Raw genomic sequence first — 24,012 nt, 5'->3', positions numbered from 1 at the left:
GCTGACGGCATCCATGCGGCTACAGCCGGGGATCCACCGGCTCCGACTCCAACGCCAGCACCGCGAACACCGCCTCGTGGACGCGCCACAGCGGCTCGTCGTCCGCCAGCCGGTCCAGCGCTTCGAGCCCCAGCGCGTACTCCCGCAGCGCCAACGACCGCTTGTGACCGAGGAACCGGCCACGCAGCCGATCCAGATTCTCCGGGCGCGTGTACTCGGGGCCGTAGATGATCCGCAGGTACTCACGCCCGCGCACCTTGATGCCCGGCTGGACCAGCCGCTTCCTGCCGTCCCGTACGAGCGCCTGGAGCGGCTTGACGACCATGCCCTCGCCGCCGCGCCCCGTCATCTCCAGCCACCAGTCGACCCCGGCCCGTACCGACTCCTCGTCGCCCGTCTCCACGACGAGACGGCGGGTGACCTGGAGCAGACCGGTCGGGTCGTGCTCGGTCAGCCGGTCGATCCAGGCCAGCTGCCGGTCGTGCGGTTCGGCGGCCAGGCTGCGGCCCCGCGCGGCGAGGAGCTGGAACGGCGCGAGCCGTACGCCCGTCAGGCCGTCCGTCTCCCAGCAGTAGCGGCGGTACGCCTCCGTGAACGCGGCCGCGTCGGTGGCCCGTTCACGCTGGACGGCCAGCAGCGCGCCCACGTCGACACCCCTGCCGACGGCCGCTTCGAGCGCGCCCGTCACGGCCGGGAAGACGGCGCCCGCCGCCGCGCCGACCGCCGCGTACTGGGTGCGCAGGAGGCCGGTGGCCTTCAGCGACCAGGGCATCAGCTCGGCGTCGAGCAGCAGCCAGTCCGTGTCGAGTTCGTCCCAGAGACCGGCGGCGCCGATCGCCGTACGGAGGCGGCTCAGGATCTCCTCGGTGACCGCCGGGTCGTCGAAGAAGGGGCGGCCCGTGCGGGTGTGCAGCGCGCCGGTCGGTGCGCCGTCGTCGTCGGGGTCGCCGATGCCGAAGCGCTCGCGCGCCACGGACGCGTCGCGGCACACCAGCGCCACCGCGCGCGAGCCCATGTGCTTCTCCTCGCACACGACCCGCGCCACGCCGTCGTCGCGGTACTGCGCGAACGCCTCGGCCGGGTGCTCCAGATAGCCCTCCTCGCGGGAGGTCGCGGTCGGTGCCATGGTCGGCGGCAGATAGGCGAGGAGCCGCGGGTCGACCGCGAAGCGGCTCATGACCTCCAGGGCCGCCGCCGCGTTCTCCTCGCGCACCGCGAGCCGGCCCATGTGACGGGTCTCCACGACACGCCGACCGTGCACGTCGGCGAGGTCGAGCGGCCGGCCCTCGCGGCTGCCGGGCGCCTGCGTGTCGAGCGGCTTGGCCGGCTCGTACCAGACGCGCTCCGCCGGTACGTCGACCAGCTCGCGCTCGGGCCAGCGCAGCGCCGTCATCCTGCCTCCGAAGACGGCACCGGTGTCGAGGCAGATGGTGTTGTTGATCCAGGAGGTGTTCGGTACGGGGGTGTGGCCGTACACGACGGCCGCCCGGCCCCGGTAGTCCTCGGCCCACGGATAGCGGACGGGCAGACCGAACTCGTCGGTCTCACCCGTCGTGTCGCCGTACAGCGCGTGCGCACGGACCCGGCCCGACGTACGGCCGTGGTACTTCTCCGGCAGCCCGGCGTGGCAGACGACCAGCTTGCCGCCGTCCAGGACGTAGTGGCTGACGAGGCCGTCGATGAAGGCCCCCACCTCCGCGCGGAAGGCGTCGTCCTCCTTCGCCAACTGCTCGACGGTCTCGGCGAGTCCGTGCGTGACCTGAACGTTTCTGCCCTTGAGCCAGCGGCCGAGCTTGTTCTCGTGGTTGCCCGGGACGCACAGCGCGTTGCCCGCGCCGACCATCCGCATCACGCGGCGCAGCACACCGGGGCTGTCGGGGCCGCGGTCGACGAGGTCGCCGACGAAGACCGCCGTGCGGCCCTCGGGGTGGGCGCCGTCGCCGTCCGCGTAACCCAGATCGGCCAGCAGTGTGTCCAGCTCGGAGCGACAGCCGTGGACATCGCCGATGATGTCGAAGGGGCCGGTGAGGTGGGTGAGGTCGTTGTAGCGGCGCTCGGTGACGACCTGCGCGCGCTCGACCTCCTCGACGCTTCGCAGGACGTGGACCTTGCGGAAGCCCTCGCGTTCGAGGCCGCGCAGCGAACGGCGCAGTTCCCGCTGGTGGCGCTTGATGACATGGCGGGGCAGGCCGGCCCGGTCGGGGCGGACGGCGTTGCGTTCGGCGCAGACCGCCTCGGGCAGGTCGAGGACGATCGCGATGGGCAGCACGTCGTGCTCCCTGGCGAGCCGCACGAGCTGCTTGCGGCTCTCCGGCTGGACGTTGGTGGCGTCGACGACCGTGCGCCGACCGGCGGCGAGGCGCTTGCCCGCGATGTAGTGGAGCACGTCGAAGGCGTCGCCGCTGGCGCTCTGGTCGTTCTCGTCGTCGGCGACGAGGCCGCGGCAGAAGTCCGAGGAGATGACCTCGGTGGGCTTGAAGTGGGAGTGCGCGAAGGTCGACTTGCCGGAGCCGGTGGCGCCGATCAGGACGACGAGGGAGAGGTCGGTGACGGGGAGGACACGGGCGGGAGTGGTCTCGTGCACTGTCTCGCGCACTGCCTGGTCCGCGGTCTTGTCCGCCGCCTGGTCCGCCGTCTTGTCCGCTGCTTCGTCCGCCGTCTCGTTGCTGCTCATGCGGCCTTCTCCTCCTTCTTCGTCTCCGTCGCGGCGACGGTGAACACGGCCATCTGCGTGGGCGGCCCCACCTCGGGGTCGTCCGGTCCCACCGGTACGTACCGCACGGCGTACCCGTGCCGCAGCGCCACCTGGTCCGCCCAGGCGCGGAACTGCGCGCGGGTCCACTCGAAGCGGTGGTCCCGGTGGCGCACATGTCCGGCGGGCAGCGTCTCCCAGCGGACGTTGTACTCGACGTTCGGCGTGGTCACGACGACGGTCGCGGGCCGCGCCGTACCGAACACCGCGTACTCCAGGGCGGGCAGCCTCGGCAGGTCAAGGTGCTCGATCACCTCGCTGAGCACGGCGGCGTCGTACCCCTTGAGCCGCTTGTCCGTGTACGTGAGCGAGCTCTGCATCAGCGCGACGCGCTCGGCCTGGCGCTCGCTCATCCGCTCCACCTTGAGCCGGCGCGCTGCCACGGTGAGCGCGCGTACCGACACGTCGACACCCACCACCTTCGTGAAGCGCACATCCTTCAACAGGGCCTGTACGAGCTGACCCTGGCCGCAGCCGAGGTCGAGCACACTGCCGGCGCCCGCGTCGCGCAGGGCGGTGAGGATCGCCTCGCGGCGCTGCTCGGCGAGGGAGACGGCCTTCTCGACGTTCTCCGTCGGGGTGTCGTGGGCATTCTCCGTCGGAGTGTCGTCGGCCTCCGGCGCCGGGTCCTCGACGGCGTTGTCGATCGCCTCGACGCCGATGTCGTCGGCCTCGGCGAGCCGGACCAGTTCGAGCCGCTCGGTGGCCTCCCTGGTCAGGCCCCAACGGCGGTTCAGATAACGGCTGGTGATGAGCTGCCGCTCCGGGTGGTCGGCCAGCCAGCCCTCACCGGCCCGCAGCAGTTTCTCCACCTCGTCGGGCGCGACCCAGTAGTGCTTGGTGTCGTCGAGCACCGGCAGGAGCACGTACAACTGCCGCAGCGCGTCCGCGAGTCGCAGCTCCCCCTCCAGTACGAGCTGTACGTAGCGGGACTCGCCCCACACGGGGAACGTCTCGTCCAGCGCGACCGGCCGCACGTCGACCGTTGTCCAGCCCAGCGGCCCGAAGAGACCGCGGACCAGCTCGGCGCCACCGCGCGCGGGCACGGCGGGCACCTCGATCCGCAGGGGCAGGGGCGCGGCCGCGCGCTCGGGCAGCGCGTTGCACACGCCGCGCAGGGCGCTCTTGAAGACGGTGCTCAGGGCGACGGCGAGCAGCGAGGACGCGGCGTACGGACGGTCGTTGACGTACTGCGCGAGCGCCGCGTCGGGCGCGCCACCCCGCCCCTTCTTCTTGCCGCGCCTGACGAGGGCCACCGGATCGACCTCCAGCAGGAGCGCCGCCGTACAGCGCTCGACGGACGCCTCGGGGTAGAGGACGTGCGCGGTGCCGTGGGAGGTGGAGAACGTCTGCGCCTTGTCGGGATGCTTGTGCAGCAGAAACCCGAGGTCGGTCGCGGGGCGTTCAGGGGTGCCGGTCGTACTGATCGTAAGGAACACCTGACCGAGTATGTGTGCCGGACGACCCGTACCGGTAGCGGATTACGACGACACGCGATGTCACAGCGGACCGCTCGGCGTCCGCTGGGGTGCACCTAGTCCGGGTGTGGGGGAAGGGCGGGCGTGGGTGGGGTGGGCGGGCGTGGGGTCGGGATCGCAGGTCACACCCGCACTCGCGACTCCCATATGTCACGCCAGTCACGCCGTGCTCGGGGCGGTCCCGGCCGACGGCCGTTCTTGTGGAGTGTGGCTACGCATCCTGCGTACTCAGCGGGCACACCCAGGTCCTGTCCGGCGGATCGGACAGGACCGGGACGACCGCGAGGTTCGGGCCGCCATCCCACAGCCGGCGCCGAGGGAACGGGGAAGCCCCCCGAGCACCGGCGGTCAGTGACCTGCGCTCCCCGCGTCCAGCAGGGTCGCCACCTCGGCGATCCGGGTGGGGCCGACGCGGCAGCAGCCGCCGAGGAGCCGGGCGCCGGCGCGCCGCCAGGCGCGGAGGCGGTCGGCCGAGAACAGCGAGGGGAGGGGCCCCTCCCCCCTCCCCTCCCCCACCCACCCCCTCGTTGTCGCGTTCCACGTCTCGCCGCTGTTCGGGTAGACCACGACCGGTTTGCGCGTGGTCGAGGCCGCCAGTGGCACGGCTCGGTCCGCGTCGGACGGGTCGCAGCAGTTGATACCCACCGCGATCACGTCGTCCACGTCCGCCGCCAGGGCGAACGCCTCGGCCAGCGGCTGGCCGGCGCGCGTACGGTCGCCCGCGATCGTGTACGAGAGCCAGAGCGGCACTCCGCATCCCTCGGCCGCCCTGAGCAGCGCCTCGGCCTCGTCGGTGTCCGGCACCGTCTCCAGCGCCAGGACGTCCGGCCCGGCAGCGGCCAGCGTCTCGATCCTCGGCCGATGGAACCGTTCCAACTCCCGCACCGACAGCCCGTACCGTCCCCGGTACTCGGCGCCGTCCGCGAGCATCGCCCCGTACGGCCCGACCGACGCGGCGACCCAGATCTCCCGCCCCACCCCGGCCCCGGCCCGCCGGGCCAGCGCCACGCTGTCGGCCAGCAGTTCGGACGCCCGGTCCCGCCCGACGCCCCGGCGGGCGAAGCCCGCGTACGTCGCCTGGTAGCTGGCGGTGATCAGCACCTGGGCGCCGGCCCGTACGTAGGCGGCGTGGGCCGCCTCGATCTGCTCCGGGCCGTCGTCCAGGAGCCGCGCCGACCACAGGTCGTCGGACAGATCACAGCCCTGCGCCCGCAGTTGGTCGGAGAGACCGCCGTCGAGGACAAGGCTGCCCTCGGCGAGCGCGGCGGCGAGTGTGCGGACGGGCTTCACGGACACCTCCCTGTCCTCGATCGGCGGACAGCTCGGCTCAGTGCGGGGACTGCTCGACCAGGTCGGCGCCGAGCTGGGACTGGACCTGGGAGGACAGCAGTTCCAGGTGGTCGAGGTCGTCCAGGTCCAGCATCTGGCAGTAGATACGGGACGCGCCGATGGCTCCGTACCGACCGATCTTGTCGACGACCTCGGCGGGCGAGCCCGCGAGTCCGTTCGCCTTCAGTTCCTCGACCTCCCGTCCGATGGATGCGGCCCGGCGGGCCACTTCCGCGTCGGTCCTGCCCACGCAGGCGACCAGCGCGGTCGAATACACCAGGTCGTCGGCCTTCCGTCCGGCCTTGACCGCCGCGTCCCGCACGCGGCCGAACTGCTTCTCGCTGTCCTCGACGGAGGCGAACGGGATGTTGAACTCGTCCGCGTACTGCGCGGCGAGGCGCGGGGTGCGCGTCGCGCCGTGTCCGCCGATCAGTACGGGGACCTTGGACTGGGCCGGCTTGGGCAGCGCGGGTGAGTCGGCCAGTTGGTAGTGCGTCCCGTCGTACGAGAACGTCTCGCCGGGCGGCGTGCTCCACAGCCCTGTGACGATGGCCAGTTGTTCCTCAAGGCGGGCGAACTTCTCCTTGGGGAACGGGATTCCGTACGCCTTGTGCTCCTCCTCGAACCAGCCCGCGCCCAGGCCCAGTTCGACCCGGCCGCCCGACATCTGGTCGACCTGCGCGACCTGGATGGCGAGCACGCCCGGCAGCCGGAAGGTGCCTGCCGTCATCAGGGTGCCGAGTCGGATCCGCTTGGTCTCGCGCGCGAGACCGGCCAGTGTGATCCAGGCGTCGGTGGGGCCGGGAAGGCCGTCGGCGGAGCCCATCCGCAGATAGTGGTCGGAGCGGAAGAAGGCGTCGAAGCCGAGGTCTTCCGTCGCCTTGGCGACGATCAGCAGCGTCTCGTAGCTCGCCCCTTGCTGGGGCTCGGTGAAGATTCGAAGATCCATGCATCCATCCTGCACCTTCGAGCGCCCGTCGGCCGCGCCTCCTCGCCGGGCCCCACCCATTCCCCTCTCGGCCCTTCACACCCTCGCCCGTTCGTCGGACCGTATGCCGGGCCGCTCCTCGGCCCGAGCCTCGGTCCGCTCCTCGGGTCGGTCCTCAGTCCGTCCATGCCCGCTTCCTCATCCCCTCTCCTTCTCCGTCTCGCGCACCCGGTCCCGCTCCCGCACCTCGTCCTGCGCGGTGAGTTTGCGCAGCATGCCCAGCACCCGGTCGTTCGACTCGTCGGCCGCGTCGATCGCCTCGATGCACTGCCAGTACAACCCCTCCTCGTCCGTCCCGCAGGCCACCGAGACCAGCGCGATCCCCACCTCGCCGAGGAGCACACCGAGCCCGGTCAACGCACTGCGCGGGTCCATCACCGTCGAGAGCCGTGCCGCCCGTATCCCTCCGGCGCGAAGCGAAGGGTGATCAGGTGACGCGCCGCCCCGCGCGCCCGTTTCAGCGAGACCTCTTGCCTCCGTCCTCAGCTCCTGCGGTCCGTGCAGGGCCAGTTGGTCCCCGATCGCCTGGGCGAGCGCCTGCGCCTGCCAGGCTTCCGCCACTATTTCCAGCGGTGCTCCGCTCCGGGCCAAGGCAACCCGGCCGGCTCCGATGAGCCTTTCCGCGTCCATTCGCCATCCCCGTCTCCGTCTGTCCGATCTGTCCGGCTGTCCCCGTCTGTCGAACACCCTGCCCACTTACTTCATTACCCAGAGTGAGGGGTTGGCAACAGAAAGACCAGAGGAATTCGGAAATCTGTGGACAGGAAGCCGGTTGTGAATAACTCGCTCACTCCGCAGAGTGACGAATCAGTCGGATGTGGACGCCGTCGGCGCCGGCGGTTGCTGGGGTTGGGACTGGGACCGGGATTGGGAGCGGTCGTCACTCGGCGGGAAGCGCAGCTCGTTCCGGTCGATCTTCTCCGACAGCGCGGTCAGCGCGTCGATCCCCAACACGTCGCAGAACTGCAGCAGATACGCCAGCACGTCCGCGACCTCGTCCCGCACACGGTGCGCCGACCCGGGGGTCTCCATCACCCGCGCCGACTGCTCGGGCGTCAACCACTGGAAGATTTCCAGCAGTTCGGACGCCTCGACGCTCAGCGCCGCGGCCAGGTTCTTCGGTGTGTGGTACGGCTCCCACTCCCGCGCCGCCGCGAACTCCACCAGTCTGCGCTGCAATCCCTGTACATCAAGTTCAGTCACGGACCCAGATGTATCAGTTGCGTCGGAGGTGTCGCGCGTGCCGGCTGTACCGGCGACACCAGGTCACGGCTGCTGGACGGCCGCCGCCGCGATCCCCTCGACCTCGGTGCCGGCCGGCGCGAGGAGGAAGACGTTGCGGTCGACCCGGTGCATGCCGCTGCCGAGCCCGAAGACGACGCCGCTGCTGAAGTCCAGGATGCGTTTGGCCACGTCCGTGTCGGCGCCGGTCAGGTCGAGGAGCACCGGGATCTGCGCGATCAGATGCTCCGCGACATCACGCGCGTCGGCGAAGACCTGCACCCGCAGGACCACGAATCGCCGCTGCTCGGCGGCGTAGTCCTCCGGGATCGCCCGGTGGTCGACCCGCGAGGGCCACTCGTTGCGGCCCCGCAGTGGGACGACCTGAGCCAGGCCCTCCCACTGCTCGTCGGTGGCGTCGTATCTGTCGTAACCGCCGTACCTGCTCACCGGATCACCCCGCCCGCGCACTGTGTCTGCATGCGGCCATCCTCCCGCCCCTCACCCGTTCGGCCCAACAGCGACACGGGCCAGTCCGGACCGAACTCGTCGGGGCGCCGCCCATCAGGCGCCCACGTACCTCGCGAGGTGCTCGCCGGTGAGCGTGGACCGGTCCGCGACGAGATCGGCGGGTGTCCCCTCGAAGACGATCCGGCCGCCGTCATGTCCCGCGCCGGGGCCGAGGTCGATGATCCAGTCGGCGTGCGCCATCACCGCCTGGTGGTGCTCGACCACGATGACCGACTTGCCGGAGTCGACGAGCCGGTCGAGCAGGCCGAGCAGTTGCTCGACGTCGGCGAGGTGCAGACCGGCGGTCGGCTCGTCGAGGACGTAGACACCGCCCTTCTCCCCCATGTGGGTCGCCAGCTTGAGCCGTTGCCGCTCGCCGCCGGACAGGGTGGTGAGGGGCTGGCCGATGGTGAGGTAGCCGAGCCCGACATCGGCGAGCCGGTCCAGGATGCGGTGCGCGGCCGGTGTGTGCGCCTCGCCGGCGCCGAAGAACTCCTCGGCCTCGGCCACCGACATCGCGAGCACCTCGCTGATGTCGCGCCCGCCGAGGTGGTGGTCCAGCACCGACGCCTGGAACCGCTTCCCCTCGCACTCCTCGCAGACGGTCGCGACCCCGGCCATCATCGCCAGGTCGGTGTAGATGACGCCGGCGCCGTTGCAGTTGGGGCAGGCGCCCTCCGAGTTGGAGCTGAACAGCGCCGGCTTGACGCCGTTGGCCTTCGCGAAAGCCTTACGGATCGGGTCGAGGAGTCCGGTGTACGTCGCCGGGTTGCTGCGTCGCGAACCGCGGATCGCACCCTGCCCGATCGCCACCACATCCGCTCCGGCGCCCCCCGCGCTCTTGCCCAGCGACCCGTGTACGAGCGAACTCTTGCCGGAGCCCGCGACCCCGGTGACAACGGCGAGCACGCCCAGCGGGATGTCGACGTCGACATCGCGCAGGTTGTGCGTCGCCGCGCCGCGGATCTGCAGCGTGCCGGTGCGTTCGCGCACCGTCTCCTTGAGAACGGCCCTGTCGTCGAAGTGCCGCCCGGTGACGGTGCCGGCGGTGCGCAGCCCCTCGACGGTGCCCTCGAAGCAGACGGTGCCGCCCGCCGTACCGGCGCCGGGGCCGAGATCCACGACATGGTCGGCGATCGCGATCGTCTCCGGCTTGTGCTCCACGACGAGGACCGTGTTGCCCTTGTCGCGCAGCCGCAGCAGCAGGTCGTTCATGCGGCTGATGTCGTGGGGGTGCAGGCCGATCGTCGGCTCGTCGAAGACGTACGTGACGTCGGTGAGGGAGGAGCCGAGGTGGCGGATCATCTTGACGCGCTGCGCCTCGCCGCCGGACAGCGTGCCCGACGCGCGGTCGAGGCCGAGGTAGCCGAGTCCGATCTCCACGAACGAGTCGAGGGTCCCGCCGAGCGCTTCGAGCAGCGGCGCGACCGACGGTTCGTCCAGGGCGCGTACCCAGTCGGCGAGGTCGCTGATCTGCATCGCGCAGGCGTCGGCGATGCTGATCCCCCCGATCTTCGAGGATCTGGCCTCCTCACTGAGCCGCGTGCCGTCACACTCGGGGCAGGTGGTGAAGGTGACCGCCCGGTCCACGAACTCCCGGATGTGGGGCTGCATCGCCTCCCGGTCCTTGGAGAGGAACGACTTCTGGATCTTGGGGATCAGTCCCTCGAAGGTGAGGTTCACCCCCTCGACCTTCACCTTCGTCGGCTCGCTGTGGAGGAATGCCTCCATCTCCTTCTTCGTGAACCTGCGGATCGGCTTGTGCGGGTCGAGGAGGCCCGACTCGGCGTAGACGCGCACGGTGAAGAAGCTGTCCGACTTCCAGCCGGGGATGGTGAAAGCACCGTCGGCGAGCGACTTGGAGTCGTCGTACAGCTGCGTGAGATCGATGTCGGAGACCGTGCCCCGGCCCTCGCAGCGGGTGCACATGCCGCCGGTACGGCTGAAGGTCGCCTTCACGGCCTTGCGGTTGCCGCGTTCGACGGTGATCGCACCGCTGGCCCGCACCGACGCGACGTTGAAGGCGAAGGCGCCGGGCGAGCCGATGTGCGGCTTGCCGAGTCGGCTGAAGAGGATGCGGAGCATCGCGTTGGCGTCGGTGGCGGTCCCGACCGTGGAGCGGGGGTCGGCGCCCATCCGCTGCTGGTCGACGATGATCGCGGTGGTCAGTCCTTCGAGTACGTCGACCTCGGGCCGCGCGAGCGTCGGCATGAAGCCTTGTACGAAGGTGCTGTACGTCTCGTTGATCAGGCGCTGCGACTCGGCGGCGACCGTGCCGAACACGAGTGAGCTTTTTCCCGAGCCGGACACGCCGGTGAAGACCGTCAGCCGGCGTTTGGGGATCTCGACGCTGACGTCCTTGAGGTTGTTCACGCGCGCGCCGTGCACCCGGATCACCCCATGGATGCCGGCGCCGTCCGGCGCCGGCGAGCCCTCCCGCGAGCCCGCCCCCGTACCCGCCCCCGCCCTCGTACCCGTTCTCGTGGGCTTGCTCATCGTGTCTCCATCTGTGCGGCCGGGTCGCCCGGTCCGGACCGACCGGCGCTGCTGTCCATGGCCGCCACGCTAGTGCGGCCGGGTGGCCAACGCTTCTCCGATCCTGATCGGCCTGGACAGCCCGCGGGGCGGCCGCCGTGTCACCGGGCGAGCATGTCCAGTGACACGTCCCACAGCCGGGCCGCCGCCTCGGGGTCGAGCGCGTAGTCGGCGACGCCGGTGCCGGCCGGCGGTACGTTCGGTCCAGCTTCCGTGGCGTCCTCGAAGTACCGGCCGCCGATGCCCTCCAGCAGCGGTGAGACCGCGACGAGGATCGAGGTGGCCGCGCCCTGCTCGGTGGTCTTCCAGGCGGCGCCCTCGACCAGTTTCTGGAACTCGGGGTTCTCATTCTGGTGGCGCTGCAGATTCGTGCGGATACCGCCCGGCATGAGCGCGTTGGCGGTGATCCCGTCGGCTGCCCACCGCTTGGTCGCCTCGACGGCGAACAGGACGTTGGCCGTCTTGGACTGGCCGTACGCCGCCCACGGCTCGTACTCCCGGTTCTCGAAGTGGATGTCGTCGAAGACGACGGGCGAGCGCAGGTGCGCGCTCGAACTCACCGACACGACGCGCGCGTTGCCCGCCTCGGCCAGCGCGTCGTGCAGGCCGAGCGCCAGCCCGAAGTGACCGACGTGGTTCGTGGCGAACTGGTGCTCCCAGCCCTCCGGCGTACGGTTCAGCGGCTCCGCCATGACACCGGCGTTGTTGACCAGGATGTGCAGCGGCCCCTGCCACGCCGTGGCGAACGCCGCGACCGACGCGCGGTCGGCCAGTTCGATCGGGGCGACCGAGACACGGGGGTTGCCGGTCGTGGCGGTGATGTCGGCGGCCGTACGCTCCCCGGCCCCGATGTCGCGTACGGCGAGCGTGACCTCGGCCCCCGCGGACGCCAGCGCGCGGGCGGTCTCGACGCCGATGCCGGAGGCGCCGCCGGTGACGACGGCGCGCCTGCCGGTCAGGTCGATGCCGTCGATGACCTCGGCGGCGGTGGATTCGGCGGTGAACGGGGTGGTGATGCGGTCGTGACTGCTCATGACGTTCCTCTTCCGTACGGCTCCGTAGGAGGCGAGGCCGGGCCCCGCCGTACACTTAAACGGAGGATCCTCCGTTCAGCCTCCACGCTAATCGGAGGAGGCTCCGCTTAGCAAGCACGTCCCGCCGTGGGCTACGTTCTGGCCGGGAGTATGAAGACGACGAGCCCCAGCGAACGGAGGAGCGCGTGGCAGCGAACGGCGACCGGCCACTGCGTGCGGACGCGCGGCGCAACCGCGACCTCGTCCTCGCCGCCGCGATGCGGCTGCTCTCCGAGGGCGACGGAACCGGCGGCGGAACGGGCGGCGGGAGCGGCGGCGGGAGCGCGACCCTCGACGCCATCGCCAAGGCCGCCGGGGTCGGCATCGGCACGCTCTACCGCCACTTCCCCACGCGAGAGGCTCTGGTCGAGGCCGTCTACCGCAACGAACTCGCCGCCGTCTGTGACGCCGCGCCCGCACTCCTCGCCGAACTGGCCCCCGCCGAGGCGACACGGGCGTGGATGGACCGCTACATAGACTTCATGATCGCCAAGTACGGCATGGCCGACGCACTCCGCGCGGTCATCGCCTCGGGAAGAAACCCCTACGCGCAGAGCCGCGACCTGCTCGGCTCCGCGATCAAGCTGCTGCTCGACGCCGGAGCCGCGGACGGCGCCTTCCGTAAGGATGCCGACGCCGACGACGTCCTGATCGCCGTCAGCGGCGTGGCCCTCGCGGCCGGCGAGACGGACATGCGCGAGCAGGCGGGCCGCGCACTCGATCTCCTGCTGGACGGCCTGCGCTACCAGCACTGACCCCGAGGGGCCTCAGACCCCTTCGCGCGACGTCGGCACGTACGCCCACACGGTCTTCCCCGGCCCCGACCGCCCGCTGACCCCCCACCGCACGGCGATAGCGTCCACCAGCACCAGCCCGCGCCCCGTCTCACCATCAGCGGCAGCGCCGCGCGGCGCACGCGCGGGCAGCGCGTTGTGGGTGTCGGTCACCTCGATCCGTACGAGGTTCTTGCCGGTGTTGTACGCGAGCCGCAACGCGAAGTCCCGCCCGGGAACCCGGCCGTGGAGCACGGCGTTCGCGGCCAGTTCGGCGACCACGAGGGCGGCCCCGTCGGACGGCTCGGAGCCGTACGGAATGCCCCACGCGTCGAGCTGCTGAGTGGCGAGCATCCGCGCGAGCCGCGCGCCGCGCCGGGTGGCGGAGAACCGCTGAGTGAACACACGTACGGTGACGGCCGCTTGGGCCTGAGGGGATGGCATATGCCCAGCGTCCGGGCCGGATTGTGGGCGTCACCAGGGCCAACGCCAGTACACCTGGCCGCTGTACTGGTTCACCCTCTGGACTGGGTGAGTAACTACCAGTGATGCTTAACCAGTTGTGCGGGTTACGCATCGAGCGGAGCAGGGCCACGGAGAGGCGAACGGGTATGACGGCGGACGGCAGTGGTGGCGGCGGCAGTACGAGCAGTGAACCCGAGACGTCGGACAGTCTCAAGACCTTCGGGGCGGTCCTGAAGGCGCTGCGGGAGGAAGCGGGCCTCACCCAGGAGGAGTTCGCACCACGCGTTCAGTACTCGGTGCACTACATCGCCAAGATCGAGCAGGGGAAGCGGTTCCCGCCGAAGGATCTGCCGGGGCGGGCGGGGGCGGTGCTGGGTCCGGTCGCGGAGAGGGTGCTGACGGCGGGGGCGAGGAGTCTCACGAAGGGGGCGGGGCTGGCGTCGTGGTTCAAGAAGTGGGCAGCGATCGAGGAGGTGGCGATCTCCTTGTACGCGTACGAGTGTCGGGCGATTCCGGGGTTGTTGCAGCCGGAGCCGTACATCCGGGCGATCTTCGACCGCCGATTGCCTCCCCTGACCGAAGACCAAATCGAACAGCAAGTGGCTGCCCGCCTGGCACGTCAGCGGCTCCTGACGGAGCGACCCAACACCTCGTTCAGTTTCATCATCGAACAGGCACTCCTGGAAAGAGGGTTGGGCGGGCCGGTCGTGACCCAAGCAGTCGTCGAACGACTGTTGGAGGCGGGCGTCCAACGCAACGTGGAAGTCCAGCTCATCCCGTTGCGCCAGGAGGACCACTCCGGATTCGAGGGGCCGATGTACGCGGCAGAGACACCCGACAACCAATGGATCGGATACTTCGAAGGCCACGACAGCAGCATCCTGCTGACCGACCCAAAACTGGCAAGTTCCATGCTTCAGCGCTATGGCAAGATGCGATCGGAGGCCCTGAGCTGTCAGGCCACCGCGAACCTGCTGGAGCAGATGCGAGGAGCGTAATGAGCACCACTGAACTGACCTGGTTCAAGAGCAGTTACAGCGGCGGCGGCGGCGACAACTGCATCGAAGTCGCCTGGTCGAAGAGCACCTACAGCGGGGGTGACGGCGACAACTGCGTCGAGGTCGCCGCCCAGCCCCACGCCGTGCTCGTACGGGACTCCAAAGACCCCCACATCGGCCGGCTCACCCTCACCCCCGCCGCCTGGGCCGCCTTCACCACCCATCTCGCAGCGCGCTGAAAAACGCTGACGCGCTGACGGGGTGGCCCGAGCCCCCTCGGACCACCCCACCCGCGTCAGTTCCGCGTCAGCACATCTTCTGGCTGGCCGCCTCGCCCCCGAGCGGGTCGCCCGCCCTGCGCAGTGCGCCGACCGCCGACGTGCAGTCCTTCACCGTGTTCGCGCCCTCCGACCAGAACTCCTGGCCGTTGTGGTCGGTCCACGCCACCCCGCCGAAGAAGTCGTCCTGGCTGTAGCTGTAGACGGCGACGCTCACGTCGTAATCCTTGTTGGTGTTACGGAATGAATCCCAGACCCAGAGATACCCGTAATTCTCGTCGCACGTCTTCGAGTAGAACTGCTTGACCGAGGCGATGTGCGCGCCGGCCCTGTCGATGTACGCTGTCTTTCCGACCTGGTACGCGTCGGCACAGACTCCCGCCACTCGCGCTTTCGCGCTCGACGGGTTTCCCGCCTCGGTCGGTGCGGTCGACTTGGGCGCCTTCGAGGACTTCGAGGGGGCCGGTGCCGGGCCGTCGCCCGCGAACGCCGCGCTCGCCGGGATCAGAGCGAATGCGCAGGCCGTGGCCACGACCGCACGCTTGGTGTAGCGCATAGGAACACCTTTCTCCGAGCACAAGGGCGCAGTAAACCCACGGGCCCGCCAAAGGCGGCTACCGCTCGGCTATTGGGCCCGATGCTGTCTGCTGGAATTTCATCCGAACACATAGGCAGACACGGGATCTTCCCCGAGGGTTGCACGACTTCACGAGTTTAATTTCGGGCAGGTAAACGGAATTCCTGCCTCGGCTCCTTTTTCGATCTCTGGAGAGACATGACGACCGACAACGACGCGTTCACCGACAGCCGGCGACGGCCGTGGCACGAACTCCCGTCGTCCGTACGGACGGGCATCGAGGAGGTGCTCGGAGGGGCGGTGGCGGCGGCCACGAGTCAGCGGGGCGGGTTCTCCGACGGGCTCGCGGCGCGGCTGCGACTGGCCGATGGGCGACGGGCGTTCGCCAAGGCGGTGGACGCGGAGGCCGCGCCGGGCGTGGCGGCGTTCCACCGGCGTGAGGTCGTGGTGAACGGCGGGCTGCCGCTCGGGGCTCCCGTACCGAGGCTTCTGGGGTCGTACGACGCGAACGGCTGGGTGGCGCTCGTCTTCGAGGACGTGGACGGGGCTCTGCCCGTACAGCCTTGGCGTGAGGGCGAGTTGGTGCGGGTGCTCGACGCGATGACGGATCTCTCCGAGCGGCTGACGCCGGCGCCGCGCCTCAACTCGGCTGTCACGTCGCCCCGGTTGGGGGGCTGGGGTCGGCTGGTGGACAGTCCCCGGTCGCTCGCCAGACTGGCCGTGGTCGCGCCGGATGCCGCGGCTGGGTTGGACCGGCATCTCGCGTTGGAGGAGCGGCTGCCGGAGGCCGTCGTCGGGGAGACGTTGGCGCACGGGGATCTGTATCCGTTCAACGTCCTGCTCACCGAGGAGCGCGTCGTGGTCGTGGACTGGCCGCACGCGTGGACGGGGCCCGCGTACGCGGATGTGGTGATGCTGCTGGGGAGTGTGGCGCTCGACGGGATCGACCCGGAGCCGTACGCCGCCCGGCATCCGCTCCTGCGGGGTGTCGATCCGGTGATGGTGGATGTGCTCATCTCGGCGCAGGCGGGGTTTCTGCTGGCTGCGGCGTGCTCGATGGATGTCTCGGACCCCGGTACGGATCCGAGGCTGGAGTGCGCGATGAAGGCGCTCGGCCTCGCCTCGCTGCGGTGGCTGTCGCTGCGGCCGCACCGTGGGCCGGAGCGGTGACTGTGCGGTCGTGGCCGGGGGAATCGGTTGGCGGGCGCGGGGTCGCTCGGGCAGGGTGGGCCGCATGGTCTCGGTGTTGCAGAACGTGGCGATCGATTGTGCGGATGCCTATGCGCTGGCGCGCTTCTGGAGCGGGGTGACCGGCAGCCCGCTCCATCCGGAGGACGGGCCGGGCGCCGAGGAGACCGCGGTGATGCTGCCGGCCGGTCCGATCCTGTACTTCAATCAGGTGCCCGAGCCGAAGACGGTCAAGAACAGGATTCATCTGTGTCTGCGTCCGGAGACCTCCCGTGAGGAGGAGGTCGATCGGCTGCTGGGCCTGGGCGCCACTCTGGTCGCCGACCTCCGGGAGGCCGACGGCGCGGGGTGGGCCGTTCTCGCCGACCCGGAAGGCAACGAGTTCTGTGTGCTGCGCAGCGAGTCGGACCGTGCCGCGATGTCCTCCTGACTGCCGGCCGTGCGGAGACTCCGGGCGGGCCCGCCCCTGTGGAACGGGGACGGGCCCGCTCTCGTAGACGGTCTTCTGGATGGCGGCCGGGCGAACTCCGGGCCCGTGCAGCCTCACATCCGGGCCCTCAGCACGTCGACCTCACAGCCCGCCGCGAACGGGTCGAAGCCGTGCTCGACCAGCCAGCGAACCCCCAGCAGGCTTCGCACCGACCACCACGCGCGGACCACGTCGAGGTCGACGCCGGGGCCGTAACCGGCGACCAGGTCACCGAGGCGCTCCTCGTGTCCGAGCGTCACGGTGGCGAGGTCGAACAGCGCGTCACCCCGGCCAGCCTCGGACCAGTCGATGATGCCGGTGATCTCGTCACCGTCGACGAACACGTGATCGATCTGCAGGTCGCCGTGTGTGAACACCGGGGTCCACGGCCGGAGCGCGGCCTCGGCGACCTGGCGGTTGCGGGTGACCAGGTCGGCGGGCAGAACGCCGTTCGCCACGAGCAGCTCGCACTCGCCGTCGACCTCCGCCGCCAACTCGCCGGGATCCCGGCGGCGCCGGCCGGGCCAGGGCGGCAGCGGCGCGTCGTGCAACTTCCGGATGGCGGCGCCCGCCGCGGCCCACGCCGCCGGGGACGCGGTCGACGGCGCGCCGAGGCGGCCGAGTGCCGTCCCCGGGACGGCGGCGATCGCGAGCACGGGCGGCTTGCGCCACAGGACCTCCGGGGTCGGGACCGGCGCCAGGGCCATCGCCTCGACCTCGATGTCGATACGCGCCTGATCGGCGTCCACCTTCAGGAACACGTCGCCGACGCGCAGGGTCGCGCGCTCGGAATGGGCGACGACAACTTCGACCTCATCCATGGGCGCCGAGTATTCCGGGGGACGGCCGTCCGCGTCGCCGGGTTTATCGCGTGCGAGGGCGCGGCGACCGGGATCAGCGTCGGAGTCACCGGGGATTGCCCGACGCCTGTCCGTTCTGTTCGTTCTGTCCTGATGACGGTCTGGTGGAAAGGAGTTGGCGGGCGGAGACTTCGAGGATGAAGGCGTTGGGGGTGGGCCACGGGTCGGCCGGGCGGGCGCGGGGTGGGCGGGCCAGTATCGATTGGGACCGCTGGTTCCCCGAGAAGCCGGGCTATCACGAGTGGGCCCGTCAGTGGGTCCAGGAGATGCTTGACGAGGGCCGGATCGAGGAGCTGCGGTCGGCGGCCCGTACCGGTACGGGCCTGGCCAGGATTCGGCTGATGGAGCTCTACGCCGAGCGGGGCGACATCGAGGCAGTGCGGGCACTTGTCCGCACCGAGAACAGGAACACCAAGCTGGAACTCCTGCTCACCGACACACTGGCCGGCGCACCGGCCGGCACCACGGCCGGGAAGGACGGCCTGGAAGCGGCCGCCGCCGTGCTGAAGGTGCGCCTGGACAGGCTTGAGAAGGACGCCCGCGAGGAGCTGATCGAACTGCTCGTCGCGCAGGACCGGATCGGGGAAACCATCGCCCTCCTCCAGGCGCGCCCGCAGGAGACCGACTACACCGGATGGCACCTGCTGGTCCATCTGCTTCTCCTCCAGGGCCGTATCGAGGACGTACGGACGATGGCCGCCGACAGCACGCGTCGCTACGCCCGCGATCTGGTGACGGGCGTCTTCGTCGAGCAGGGCCGGATCGAGGAGCTGCGGGCACTCGACGCCCATGGGTTCGAGGTGTCCCGCGCGCTGGTCGGGCTGGGGCGCGTCGACGAGGCGATCGCCGTGATGCGGGAATGCCTCGACGCCGACGAGCCGCACGCCTACGACTTCCTGATCGATCTGCTGGTGAAGCACGGGCGCGTCGATCAGGCACTGACCACCCTGGAGTCCAGGTCGCACAACCCGTACGACGTGGTCTCCACGGCCTCTGTCAAGGTAGCGCGGCTCCTGGACGAACACGGCCGCCCCGAAGACGCGATCAGAATCCTGCGGGCCCGCGGGCCCGCCGTCGACCAACTCGCCGCTCTGCTGGCCGCGCAGGGCCGTGTCGACGAAGCCGTCCGGGTCTTCGACCGCGCCATGCAGGACCACGAACACCGGTTCGTCATGGACAGGTTGGCCGGCGCCCAGGCCGACCTGCTCGTCGAGTACGGCCGGATCGACGAGCTGCGGAGCCGCGCCGAAGCGGGCCATCGCGAGTACGGCATCCGGCTGGCGGCGTATCTGGCGGAGCCCGACCGGACCAGTTGAACGCGTGGGCGGCGCCCGGGCGGCCGCCCGGTCACATATGGACTCGGTGTCCGGTCCGTGAGATACGTGTGTGTGGAATCGAATGTGGGCGCTATTCTCGCCGCCATGTCCGCACCTGCCCGCCTCCTCTGCCTCGCGTGCTTCGCGAACTCGGTGTGGTGCGTCGACGACAACCTCTGTTGTCCGTGAGTCGAGACCCCGCGCCCCGCCGCTGATCGCCGTTGATCGCCGCCCGGCAAGTACCGACCGCTGATCGCCTCCCGGCGAGTCCGGCGAGTACCGACCGCCGACCGCAGATCAGCGACCACCGACCGACCACCGACTCCGGAGAACAGTCGTGACCACCACCGCTCCCCCGCGCCGGACGATCCCCGCCGCGCTGCTCGTCCCCTCCCCGACCTCCTCGCCCGCCCCTCAGGCAGAACCGGCGCCTCCGGTGCGGCGGGTGCCGCTCGTGATATCCGGGCTGCTGGCCGTCGCGCTGACCGCGTACGTGTGGTCGACGCACGGCGCCAAGCCCGGCTCGCTCCTGCTGCTCGGGCTCGGGCTCGGTGTCGCGCTCTTCCACTCGCGGTTCGGATTCACCTCCGCCTGGCGGCAGTTGGTGGCGGTCGGCAACGGGCAGGGGCTACGCGCCCACGCCCTGCTCCTCGGCACCACCGCCACGCTCTTCGCGCTGATCATCGGCAGCGGCACGGGACTGTTCGGCTCCGTGCCCGCGCCGTCGGCGGGGCCGCTCGGAGTCGGGCTGCTCGTCGGGGCGTTCGTCTTCGCCGTCGGCATGCAGCTCGGTGGCGCCTGTGCGTCGGGCACGCTGTTCGCCGTCGGGTCCGGGCAGTCGTCCATCGTGCTGACGCTCGGCGGCTTCATCGTCGGATCGACCGTCGCCGCCTGGCAGTTCGACCTCTGGAAGGACCTGCCGGCGCTCGACCCGGTCCTGCTGTCCGACCACGTCGGCTGGTTCGGTTCCTGGGCGGTGACCATCGCCGTACTGGGACTGATCGTGCTGGTGAGCCGCCGCGTACAGGCACGCCGTAACCCGCCGCCCATCAGCACCCCGCCCAGCGCCGGGGGCGCGGCCCGTGTGCTGCGCGGCTCCTGGCCGCTCGTCGCCGGCGCGCTGGCGCTGGCCGTGCTCGGCGCCGGTGTGCTGCTGGTGTCCGGCGGGCCGTGGGGTGTCACGAGCGCGTTCAGCCTGTGGGGCTCGCGGGTCGTCGACGCGCTCGGCGGCAACCCCGCGAACTGGTCGTTCTGGCAGCAGCCGGGCAACGCGGAGATGTTCGCGGGGCCCGTACTGAAGGACAAGAACAGCCTGACCGACATCGGCATCATGATCGGCGCGGCGGTCGCCGCCTCGCTCGGCGGGACCTGGGCGCTGCACCGGGGCATCCCCGGCCGTACCGCCGTGGCCGCCGTGCTCGGCGGCGTACTGATGGGGATCGGCGCGCGGCTGGCGGGCGGCTGCAACATCGGCGCGTACCTCGCGGGCATCGCGTCGGGCAGTCTGCACGGCTGGATCTGGGGCGCGACCGCGCTGCTCGGGACATGGGCGGGGATACGGCTGCGCCCGCTGTTCGCGCTGGGCAACCCCAAGCCGGGGGACGGGATCTGCTGAACCGGGAGGGCCGGCGCGCCGTACGCTGAGGCGATGGTCATCGAACAGAACGTGAAGCTGAACGACGGGCGCACGCTGCGGACGTACGACAGCGGTGGCGGCGACCGGGACGGGCTGACCGTCGTCTGGCATCACGGCTCGCCGCAGACCGGTGCCCCGCTGGAGCCGCTGCTCACCGCGGCGGCGGCGCGCGGTATCCGGCTGGTGTCGTACGGCCGCCCCAGCTACGGGGGTTCGAGCCCGCTGCCGGGCCGGAACGTGGCGTCGGCGGCGGACGATGTGGCCCAGGTCGCCGACGCTCTCGGCGTCGGGTCGTTCGCGGTGATGGGGGCGTCCGGGGGCGGGCCGCACGCGCTGGCGTGCGCCGCGCTGCTGCCGGAGCGGGTGACGGGTGTGGTCTGCCTGGCGGGCATCGCGCCGTACACGGAGGACTTCGACTGGTACGAGGGGATGACCTCACCCGGGGGCCTGCGCGCCGCCGCCGACGGGCGCGAGGCACGCGAACTGTTCGCGGCCACGGACGAGTTCGACTCCTCGTGCTTCACCTCCGCCGACTTCGCGGCGCTGGACGGCGAGTGGTCGTCGCTGGGGGCCGACGCGGGGAAGGCGGGGCAGGCCGGGCCGGACGGGCTGATCGACGACGACGTCGCCTTCGCCACCGCGTGGGGCTTCGACCTGGCGGAGGTGACCGCGCCCGTACTGCTCGCGCAGGGCAGTCTCGACCGGGTCGTACCACCCGCGCACGCCGGCTGGACGCTCGCCGCGCTCCCCCGCGCGGAGCTGTGGGTACGGCCCGAGGACGGGCACATCTCGGTGCTCGACGTGTGTCCGTCGGCGATGGACTGGCTCATGGCTCGGGACGAGACGCGCGGCGAGACGCAGGAGTGAGCGCCAGGGGTGAGAGCCAGGAGTGAGAGGCAAGGGTGAGAGGCGGGGCGGGACGTAGGGCGGGACGCGGGGCGGGACTCTTACATAGCTTGGCGGTTATATAACCGAGCGAGTATGGTCGGGGTATGCCCATACCGTTCGACGTGCTCGCGGAGCCGAGCAGGCGCAAAATCCTCGATCTGCTCCTGGAGCGTCCGCATCTGGTCGGAGAGCTGACCGACCGGCTCGGCCTGAGCCAGCCCGGCACCTCCAAGCATCTGCGGGTGCTGAGGGACGCCGGACTGGTCCGGGTCCGGCAGGACGCCCAGCGCCGCTGGTACGAACTTGACCCGGAACCGCTCGCCGAACTCGACGCCTGGCTCGCGCACTACCGGCATCTGTGGACCGGCAGTCTCGACGCGCTCGAACGGCATCTCGACGCGATGGAGGACGACTCCTCATGACTCCGAACCCGCACCCGCACCCGCACTCCGTTCCCGGCCCTGACTCCGGCCCCGACCCCGAACCTGGCCCCGACACCGACTTCGACGGCTTCTCCTCGTCCCTCTCCTCCGAGAGCGGCGGACGGACGAAGCTGCGCATGGAGCGCCGGCTCGCGCATCCGCCGCAGCGGGTCTGGGACGCGATCACGCAGCCCGCGCATCTCGCGCGGTGGTTCCCCTCCGAGGTGAGCGTGGACCTGCGGCCGGGCGGCGAGATCGGCTTCCACTTTCCCGGTGACCCCGGCCCCGGCCCCGGCATGACCGGGAAGGTGACGGACGCCGACGAGCCGCGCCTCTTCGCCTTCACCTGGGGCGAGGACCATCTGAGCTGGGAGATCACACCGGACGGGGAGGGCGGTTCGCGGCTCACCCTCGTACACACCTTCGGCGACCGGTTCGGGGCGGCGAGCTTCGCGTCCGGCTGGCAGATCTGCGTCACCGCGCTGGGGCGGCTGCTGGCCGGCGGCCCCGTCGATGTCGAGCGGGACACGGGCGGCACGCTGCACGAGGCGTATCTGGCGCGGTTCGACGAGCTGACGCGGGGCCGGGTCGAGGAGACGGCCGACGGCGGGCGACGCGTCCGCCTCGATCGTCAGCTCGTACGGCCCGCCGAGACGGTCTGGGCCCGACTGACGGGCGGAGTGGAGCCGTTGGCGGGCTCACCGGTACCTGCCGGCTTCACCGCGGAGAAGGTTCCGGCGGGCCCGGTGACGGACGTACGGGCGCCGGAACTCCTCGCGTACACCTGGCATCCCGAGGGTGAGGTCCGCTGGGAACTGCGCGCCGGGACCGGCCACGGGCCCCGCCTGGTGCTCACCCAGACCGGGCCGCGCGACTTCGGCACGGACGGCGCGCTGGCGGCGCGGCGGGTACGGGTGGAGGAGCTGGCGGCGGGGCTGCTCGACGCCTGAGCTTCGACCCGCGCGACGATCCGGCCATCCCGCACGCCTCCCCCTCCTCGCCCGCACTCTCCCTCCCGCGAGCCCTCCCCTTCTCCCCGGAAGTCGGCCATCATTCGACACGTCAACGGGGTGACGCCCGGGGCCGCGTCGGGTCGTGGCTGCCGTGGGACCACGCACCCCAGGCTCTGAGGGGGACGTGCATGGAGTGGGACGCGCCGTATCTCGTGGCCGCGCTCGGCGCCTTGGTGGCGGTCGAGTTCGCGTACGCCGTGACGATGGTGGTGACGGGTGTCCGGCATCGGGCGGCCGTACGCCGCCGGGCCGCGGGGACCGGCGGTCCCCCCGGCACATCGGCGCCCGACCTCACCCCGGAGGAGCTGGGCCTGCTGTCCGGCGGCGCCCGGCGGATGGCCGAAGTCGGGCTGCTGCGGATGTACTTGACCCGGGACGTGGTCCTGGAGACCGGCGGCTGGGTCTCGCCCTCGCCGGGCGCCGTACGGGAGACACGGGACGCGCCGGAGGCGGGCGACGCGGACGCCGGGCCGCTCGACGTACGGCGGACCATGCTCAACTCCCTTGTCCGGGCCCGGCGTCAGCGCTCTCGGCTCATGGACGTGCTGTGGGAGGGCGCGCACGGGGCCGGCATGGGCACGGAGCACCGACGGCTGGTCTCGCTCGGGCTGCTGGACGACGCGGACGCCCGGATCTGCCGCATTCGCGAGCGCGCGGTGGGCTACTACGCGATCGTCGTGAGCCTGTGCCTCATCGTCTGCGTGGTGTGTCTGACGATCGCGTCGATGGGTGGCCGGCCGGAGGGCGCCGAGGGAGGGCTCGACAGGGACGTGGTCCTGTCGGTGCTGGGGCTGCTCGGGCAGCTGATCCTGGTGACGGTGGTCTTCTCGAAGGCGACGGGCGGCCAACTGAGGCCGGCGACACCCGGTGGCACCGCCTCGCTCGCGCGGGAGGCGCGCGGGACACCGGGCGCACGGGCCGCTCGTCCCCCGAGCGGATCTAGGGACGCGCTGCTGCGGTACGTCGCTTCGCACGGGCTGGGCGCGTTGGAGCGGTTCGAGTCACCGCGGGGATCGTCCGCGACGCGCGGCGGCGCCGGGGACGACCTCCGGAAGCTCACCACGTTCATGTCCGCGTACGCGGAGGCGCTGAGCGCTGCCGGGGCGGTGGCGGGGGCCGACGGCGGGGGCGGGGGCGGGGGTTAGGGCGCGTGCCCGCGCGGTCGGTGCCGGGAGCCTCTGAGCCGACGGGCAGGCGGAGCCGGACAGGCAACGGCCGATCGCCGGCCGGGCCGCGGGTGCGG

The 24,012-nt window shown here is 71.1% G+C and carries 23 protein-coding genes; 11 read left to right on the top strand and 12 right to left on the bottom strand.

Annotated features, from left to right (window positions below; genetic code table 11):
• Positions 1-19 precede the first annotated feature (19 nt).
• From ACFUN8_RS08495 to ACFUN8_RS08455, 9 genes are all read right to left on the bottom strand, one after another.
• Complete coding sequence (locus ACFUN8_RS08495; protein WP_383633464.1) at positions 20-2,674, bottom strand: polynucleotide kinase-phosphatase; 2,655 nt, start codon at positions 2,672-2,674, stop codon at positions 20-22.
• The gene (locus ACFUN8_RS08490) at positions 2,671-4,191 is read right to left on the bottom strand and encodes a 3' terminal RNA ribose 2'-O-methyltransferase Hen1 (protein WP_383633461.1); all 1,521 of its coding nucleotides are present in this window, start codon (positions 4,189-4,191) and stop codon (positions 2,671-2,673) included. Before ACFUN8_RS08490 ends, ACFUN8_RS08495 begins: the two co-directional genes overlap by 4 nt.
• A 387-nt stretch (positions 4,192-4,578) precedes the next feature.
• Positions 4,579-5,520: a homocysteine S-methyltransferase gene (gene mmuM / locus ACFUN8_RS08485; RefSeq protein WP_383633458.1), complete on the bottom strand. Its 942-nt coding sequence runs from the start codon at positions 5,518-5,520 to the stop codon at positions 4,579-4,581.
• Between the two features lie 37 nt (positions 5,521-5,557).
• The gene (locus tag ACFUN8_RS08480; RefSeq protein ID WP_383633455.1) at positions 5,558-6,508 is read right to left on the bottom strand and encodes an LLM class F420-dependent oxidoreductase; all 951 of its coding nucleotides are present in this window, start codon (positions 6,506-6,508) and stop codon (positions 5,558-5,560) included.
• A 177-nt stretch (positions 6,509-6,685) separates the two neighbouring features.
• On the bottom strand, positions 6,686-7,177 hold the full coding sequence (locus ACFUN8_RS08475; protein ID WP_383633452.1) for a DUF6099 family protein: 492 nt from the start codon (positions 7,175-7,177) through the stop codon (positions 6,686-6,688).
• A gap of 177 nt (positions 7,178-7,354) precedes the next feature.
• Entirely contained in the window at positions 7,355-7,750 is a 396-nt protein-coding gene (locus tag ACFUN8_RS08470; RefSeq protein WP_383633450.1) for a nucleotide pyrophosphohydrolase, read from the bottom strand.
• 63 nt (positions 7,751-7,813) lie between these two features.
• Entirely contained in the window at positions 7,814-8,218 is a 405-nt protein-coding gene (locus ACFUN8_RS08465) for a cell division protein SepF (RefSeq protein WP_382563056.1), read from the bottom strand.
• Positions 8,219-8,332: 114 nt separating this feature from the next.
• The gene (locus ACFUN8_RS08460; RefSeq protein WP_383633446.1) at positions 8,333-10,774 is read right to left on the bottom strand and encodes an ATP-binding cassette domain-containing protein; all 2,442 of its coding nucleotides are present in this window, start codon (positions 10,772-10,774) and stop codon (positions 8,333-8,335) included.
• A gap of 140 nt (positions 10,775-10,914) precedes the next feature.
• Complete coding sequence (locus tag ACFUN8_RS08455) at positions 10,915-11,847, bottom strand: SDR family NAD(P)-dependent oxidoreductase (RefSeq protein ID WP_383633442.1); 933 nt, start codon at positions 11,845-11,847, stop codon at positions 10,915-10,917.
• Between the two features lie 185 nt (positions 11,848-12,032).
• Between ACFUN8_RS08455 and ACFUN8_RS08450 the strand changes: the two genes are divergently transcribed.
• Entirely contained in the window at positions 12,033-12,641 is a 609-nt protein-coding gene (locus ACFUN8_RS08450; protein WP_383633439.1) for a TetR/AcrR family transcriptional regulator, read from the top strand.
• A 12-nt stretch (positions 12,642-12,653) separates the two neighbouring features.
• Here ACFUN8_RS08450 and ACFUN8_RS08445 read toward each other — a convergent pair whose 3' ends face one another.
• On the bottom strand, positions 12,654-13,103 hold the full coding sequence (locus ACFUN8_RS08445) for an ATP-binding protein (protein ID WP_383633436.1): 450 nt from the start codon (positions 13,101-13,103) through the stop codon (positions 12,654-12,656).
• Positions 13,104-13,270: 167 nt separating this feature from the next.
• Here ACFUN8_RS08445 and ACFUN8_RS08440 point away from each other — a divergent pair, with 167 nt between their 5' ends.
• Positions 13,271-14,122: a helix-turn-helix domain-containing protein gene (locus tag ACFUN8_RS08440; RefSeq protein ID WP_383633433.1), complete on the top strand. Its 852-nt coding sequence runs from the start codon at positions 13,271-13,273 to the stop codon at positions 14,120-14,122.
• Positions 14,122-14,361: a DUF397 domain-containing protein gene (locus ACFUN8_RS08435; protein ID WP_383633430.1), complete on the top strand. Its 240-nt coding sequence runs from the start codon at positions 14,122-14,124 to the stop codon at positions 14,359-14,361. The genes ACFUN8_RS08440 and ACFUN8_RS08435 overlap by 1 nt, the downstream gene beginning before the upstream one ends.
• 67 nt (positions 14,362-14,428) lie before the next feature.
• On the opposite strand, the gene ACFUN8_RS08430 is transcribed toward ACFUN8_RS08435, so the two are convergent.
• Positions 14,429-14,956 carry a hypothetical protein gene (locus ACFUN8_RS08430; RefSeq protein ID WP_383633427.1) on the bottom strand — a complete coding sequence of 176 codons (528 nt, stop codon included), beginning with the start codon at positions 14,954-14,956 and terminating at the stop codon, positions 14,429-14,431.
• Between the two features lie 219 nt (positions 14,957-15,175).
• Between ACFUN8_RS08430 and ACFUN8_RS08425 the strand changes: the two genes are divergently transcribed.
• The gene (locus ACFUN8_RS08425; RefSeq protein WP_383633424.1) at positions 15,176-16,147 is read left to right on the top strand and encodes a phosphotransferase; all 972 of its coding nucleotides are present in this window, start codon (positions 15,176-15,178) and stop codon (positions 16,145-16,147) included.
• Between the two features lie 64 nt (positions 16,148-16,211).
• Positions 16,212-16,595 (top strand): VOC family protein, encoded by a 384-nt coding sequence (locus ACFUN8_RS08420; protein ID WP_383633421.1) that lies wholly within the window; start codon positions 16,212-16,214, stop codon positions 16,593-16,595.
• 113 nt (positions 16,596-16,708) lie between these two features.
• Here the strand turns inward: ACFUN8_RS08420 and ACFUN8_RS08415 are convergent, their stop codons facing one another.
• Positions 16,709-17,455, bottom strand: a complete 747-nt coding sequence (locus ACFUN8_RS08415) for a phosphotransferase family protein (RefSeq protein ID WP_383633419.1) — start codon at positions 17,453-17,455, stop codon at positions 16,709-16,711.
• 176 nt (positions 17,456-17,631) lie between these two features.
• Between ACFUN8_RS08415 and ACFUN8_RS08410 the strand changes: the two genes are divergently transcribed.
• From ACFUN8_RS08410 to ACFUN8_RS08385, 6 genes are all read left to right on the top strand, one after another.
• A complete protein-coding gene (locus tag ACFUN8_RS08410) occupies positions 17,632-18,810 on the top strand; it encodes a hypothetical protein (protein ID WP_383633416.1) in 1,179 nt (392 codons plus the stop codon).
• 337 nt (positions 18,811-19,147) lie between these two features.
• Positions 19,148-20,425, top strand: coding sequence for a YeeE/YedE family protein (locus ACFUN8_RS08405; protein WP_383633413.1), 1,278 nt, complete (start codon positions 19,148-19,150; stop codon positions 20,423-20,425).
• Positions 20,426-20,458: 33 nt separating this feature from the next.
• Positions 20,459-21,313 (top strand): alpha/beta fold hydrolase, encoded by an 855-nt coding sequence (locus tag ACFUN8_RS08400; RefSeq protein ID WP_383633410.1) that lies wholly within the window; start codon positions 20,459-20,461, stop codon positions 21,311-21,313.
• A gap of 125 nt (positions 21,314-21,438) precedes the next feature.
• Entirely contained in the window at positions 21,439-21,756 is a 318-nt protein-coding gene (locus ACFUN8_RS08395) for a metalloregulator ArsR/SmtB family transcription factor (RefSeq protein WP_363241460.1), read from the top strand.
• Complete coding sequence (locus ACFUN8_RS08390; protein WP_383633405.1) at positions 21,753-22,706, top strand: SRPBCC family protein; 954 nt, start codon at positions 21,753-21,755, stop codon at positions 22,704-22,706. Before ACFUN8_RS08395 ends, ACFUN8_RS08390 begins: the two co-directional genes overlap by 4 nt.
• A 191-nt stretch (positions 22,707-22,897) precedes the next feature.
• Complete coding sequence (locus ACFUN8_RS08385) at positions 22,898-23,914, top strand: TIGR04222 domain-containing membrane protein (protein WP_383633402.1); 1,017 nt, start codon at positions 22,898-22,900, stop codon at positions 23,912-23,914.
• Positions 23,915-24,012: the final 98 nt, after the last annotated feature.

The organism is Streptomyces sp. NPDC057307, from assembly GCF_042667665.1.
Taxonomy (GTDB): Bacteria; Actinomycetota; Actinomycetes; order Streptomycetales; family Streptomycetaceae; genus Streptomyces.
The sequence above is the reverse complement of the archived record's forward strand: the minus strand, read 5'-3'. Positions and strand labels throughout refer to the sequence as shown.

Bases quoted from the DNA above. Each gene is read 5' to 3' on its own strand.
- ACFUN8_RS08495 (WP_383633464.1), bottom strand. From the start codon at position 2,674: ATGAGCAGCAACGAGACGGCGGACGAAGCAGCGGACAAGACGGCGGAC.
- ACFUN8_RS08415 (WP_383633419.1), bottom strand. From the start codon at position 17,455: ATGGATGAGGTCGAAGTTGTCGTCGCCCATTCCGAGCGCGCGACCCTG.
- ACFUN8_RS08435 (WP_383633430.1), top strand. From the start codon at position 14,122: ATGAGCACCACTGAACTGACCTGGTTCAAGAGCAGTTACAGCGGCGGC.
- ACFUN8_RS08385 (WP_383633402.1), top strand. From the start codon at position 22,898: ATGGAGTGGGACGCGCCGTATCTCGTGGCCGCGCTCGGCGCCTTGGTG.
- ACFUN8_RS08395 (WP_363241460.1), top strand. From the start codon at position 21,439: ATGCCCATACCGTTCGACGTGCTCGCGGAGCCGAGCAGGCGCAAAATC.
- ACFUN8_RS08420 (WP_383633421.1), top strand. From the start codon at position 16,212: ATGGTCTCGGTGTTGCAGAACGTGGCGATCGATTGTGCGGATGCCTAT.
- ACFUN8_RS08430 (WP_383633427.1), bottom strand. From the start codon at position 14,956: ATGCGCTACACCAAGCGTGCGGTCGTGGCCACGGCCTGCGCATTCGCT.
- ACFUN8_RS08480 (WP_383633455.1), bottom strand. From the start codon at position 6,508: ATGGATCTTCGAATCTTCACCGAGCCCCAGCAAGGGGCGAGCTACGAG.
- ACFUN8_RS08460 (WP_383633446.1), bottom strand. From the start codon at position 10,774: ATGAGCAAGCCCACGAGAACGGGTACGAGGGCGGGGGCGGGTACGGGG.
- ACFUN8_RS08410 (WP_383633416.1), top strand. From the start codon at position 17,632: ATGAAGGCGTTGGGGGTGGGCCACGGGTCGGCCGGGCGGGCGCGGGGT.
- ACFUN8_RS08400 (WP_383633410.1), top strand. From the start codon at position 20,459: ATGGTCATCGAACAGAACGTGAAGCTGAACGACGGGCGCACGCTGCGG.
- ACFUN8_RS08455 (WP_383633442.1), bottom strand. From the start codon at position 11,847: ATGAGCAGTCACGACCGCATCACCACCCCGTTCACCGCCGAATCCACC.
- ACFUN8_RS08475 (WP_383633452.1), bottom strand. From the start codon at position 7,177: ATGGACGCGGAAAGGCTCATCGGAGCCGGCCGGGTTGCCTTGGCCCGG.
- ACFUN8_RS08390 (WP_383633405.1), top strand. From the start codon at position 21,753: ATGACTCCGAACCCGCACCCGCACCCGCACTCCGTTCCCGGCCCTGAC.
- ACFUN8_RS08440 (WP_383633433.1), top strand. From the start codon at position 13,271: ATGACGGCGGACGGCAGTGGTGGCGGCGGCAGTACGAGCAGTGAACCC.
- ACFUN8_RS08445 (WP_383633436.1), bottom strand. From the start codon at position 13,103: ATGCCATCCCCTCAGGCCCAAGCGGCCGTCACCGTACGTGTGTTCACT.
- ACFUN8_RS08425 (WP_383633424.1), top strand. From the start codon at position 15,176: ATGACGACCGACAACGACGCGTTCACCGACAGCCGGCGACGGCCGTGG.